This is a genomic window from Psittacicella gerlachiana, assembly GCF_003585965.1.
Classification (GTDB): domain Bacteria; phylum Pseudomonadota; class Gammaproteobacteria; order Enterobacterales; family Psittacicellaceae; genus Psittacicella; species Psittacicella gerlachiana.
In genome coordinates this window covers 1-3,035 of sequence record NZ_NRJF01000159.1, presented here as the reverse complement: position 1 = coordinate 3,035, position 3,035 = coordinate 1, and the positions used below count along the sequence as shown (strand labels likewise).

Annotated in this window: 2 protein-coding genes; both read left to right on the top strand. The window is 29.9% G+C overall.

Annotation, left to right across the window (positions count from 1 at the left end; translation table 11 throughout):
- Positions 1–1,845 (top strand): BspA family leucine-rich repeat surface protein (locus CKF59_RS05470; RefSeq protein ID WP_119534954.1); only part of this gene is annotated, 1,845 nt, incomplete at its 5' end.
- The coding region (locus CKF59_RS05465; protein ID WP_342767813.1) for a BspA family leucine-rich repeat surface protein at positions 1,842–3,035 on the top strand (1,194 nt) is incomplete at its 3' end. The genes CKF59_RS05470 and CKF59_RS05465, both read left to right, overlap by 4 nt.

Below are 3,035 nucleotides of genomic sequence, written 5' to 3'. Positions count from 1 at the left end.
CTAAAAGAGTTTTTAGATGTATACATAGCTAAGTTTAACGATATTAATGATAAGCCTTTAGATCTAGGCTTTCTTGATATGAGGGATATTAATCACATCAATTATCTTTTCACAAGTCAAAATTACATTAATCATCTATCTTCGTTAAATTTAGAGTATCTTGTTGATTCTAAAATTCCAAGAATACCTTTAAATATAGATTTTTCAACTCTAGATTTAAGTAATGTGAATTACATGAATGGAACATTCGCAGGAACTGTAATATATTCAGATGTAAGTCAACTTAATGTTTCAAATGTTAGAACAATGGAGGCTTTATTTTATGAAGCTGAACTTAAATGTTCTAAAATTGATTTAGGCAAATGGGATGTTTCAAAAGTATGTTCAATGAACTTAATGTTTAATGGAGCTTCTTTTAGTCACCAGCTTAATTTAAATAGTTGGAATGTTTCGAACGTAATACGTATGGCGTTTATGTTTTCGTTTTGTGAATCTATTAGAGAGGACTTAAATCAATGGGATGTCTCTAATGTAAATAAAATGACAGGGATGTTTACAGGAGCTTCTAAATTTAACGGTGATATTTCTAACTGGAATGTTAGCAAAGTAACAGATATGAGTATAATGTTTAGTTTTGCTTTTAAATTCAATCGTGATTTACGTAATTGGAATGTTTGTCGTGTTAGCAATAGTATGAATGTATTTCTTGCTACTGCAAATTTACCAAAATTATATTACCCAAAGTTTGTAGAAGCAATCTATACTGATCCTAAATATTATGAGTTGCCTCTTAGCTTAAATTTAGGAAAAATTAAACCAGGAGAGGTTATTTGTAAATTTACTAACTTAGAATCCTTAAAAGATTTTTTAGATGAATACATAGCAAGATTTAACAATATCTATGGAGAACCTTTAGACCTTAGTTTTATAGACATGTCTCAAGTAGATACTGCAGATTTTCTCTTTGTTGAACAAGAAGTTGTTGATACTTTGGTTCTAGATAAACAGGGAAATATTCTTGAAAATCCAAGAATAAATCAAACTCGTCCTTTAAATATTGACTTTAATAGTCTAGATTTTAGTCAAGTAGCATCTATGAATGGTACTTTCATGGGAGTAGAGTTGTATGGCGATATTAGTAAATTACATTTATATAATGTCAAGAGAATGACAAATACTTTTAAAGAAGCCATATTTAAAAATTCAAATATAGATTTAAGTAGATGGTACATACATAAAGTTCAAGATATCTCATGTATGTTTCACCGTGCTCAATTTAATGATAATAAAGATCTTAGCACTTGGGATTTAAGAGATACTGTTAACATAGGAGCTACTTTTGCTGAAGCTAAAAATCTTTCTGGACTAAATATAAGTAACTGGGATGTTTCCAATGTAATAATAATGATGGGAACATTCGCAAATACGACAGACTTTAACAGTGATATTAGTGACTGGGATACCTCAAGTGTTATTAGTACTTCTGCCATGTTCGCAAATAGCATTTCATTTAATGGGGATTTAAGTAACTGGAACGTATCTAATGTTACAAGTATGGAAAATATGTTTCTTAACGCCAAAGCATTTAATAGCGATTTAAGTAAGTGGAATGTAGCAAAAGTTACTAATATGTCTAGTATGTTTGAAGGTGCTTCATCATTTAATCAAGACATAGGTAACTGGGATGTTTCTAATGTTACTGATATGAGTGATATGTTTGCAGGTGCAGTTAAATTTAATCAAGATATTAGTAACTGGAACATTTCTAACGTTACCAATATAGATAATATGTTTTACGAAGCTACTTCATTTAATCAAAAAAAAAATGGAATGCTTCATGGATAAAAAATCAAAGTGGGATATTTAACAATGCTAGTGAGTTTACTAAGGATTTTAGCGAATGGGACAATACTAATGTGGCTCATAGAAGTAGCATGTTAACAGGAGACAGTAAGTTTGATACTTTTCACAAAGAAAATGTTAAGAATCAAGAGTATAAGTTCACTGATATTTCCTTTACAGACTTACCATTAGAGTTACAAAATCAAAGAATTGACTCACGTTACATAACTATTACTTTTACTACTACCGAAAAACTAAAAGAGTTTTTAGATGTGTACATATATATGTTTAATGATATCAATGGTAAGCCTTTGGATCTAGGCTTTCTTGATATGAGACATATTACAAATATTAATTTCCTATTTGCAAGCCAATTTTACATTAATCACATATTATCTCTAACTTCTAGTCCATCTAATAAATCTAACTTTCATGAAAAAGTACATTTAAATATAGATTTTTCTACTTTAGATTTAAGCAATGTTTACTTTATGGAAGCAACCTTTGCAGGAACTATTTTACACTCAGATGTAAGTCAACTTAATGTTTCTAAAGTTAGATCTATGTGTGCTCTATTCTATGATGCAGAATTTGTATGTAAACAAATTGATTTAGGGAGATGGGATGTTTCTAGAGTATGTCATATGAACCTAATGTTTAAGGGGACGGTCTTCAATCATCAGCTTAATTTAAATCGTTGGAATGTCTCAAATGTGACAAACATGCACCTGATGTTTGCTGGTTGCTTATCTATTAAAGAAGACCTAAATCATTGGGATGTTTCGAATGTAAATAATATGGCTATGATGTTTATGGGGGCTGTTGAATTTAACGGGGATATATCTAATTGGAATGTTAGCAAAGTAACAAATATGAGTGGTATGTTTTATCTTACTGCTGAATTTAATCGTGACTTAAGTAAGTGGAATGTTTGTCGCGTTAGTGACTATTCAGAAATGTTCACTTCGGCGTTAGGATTTTTTGAATTATATTCTCCTAAATTTGTCAAAGATGTATTTATCGATCCTGTATATGATACTTTACCAGATAACTTCAAAGGTAGAAAAATCAAACAAGGAGAGCTAATTCTTAAATTTACTAACTTACACTCTTTAAAAGTTTTTTTAGATGAGTATATAGAAAGATTTGATAATATCTTTGCAGCCCCTTTAGATTTAAGTTTTATTGATATG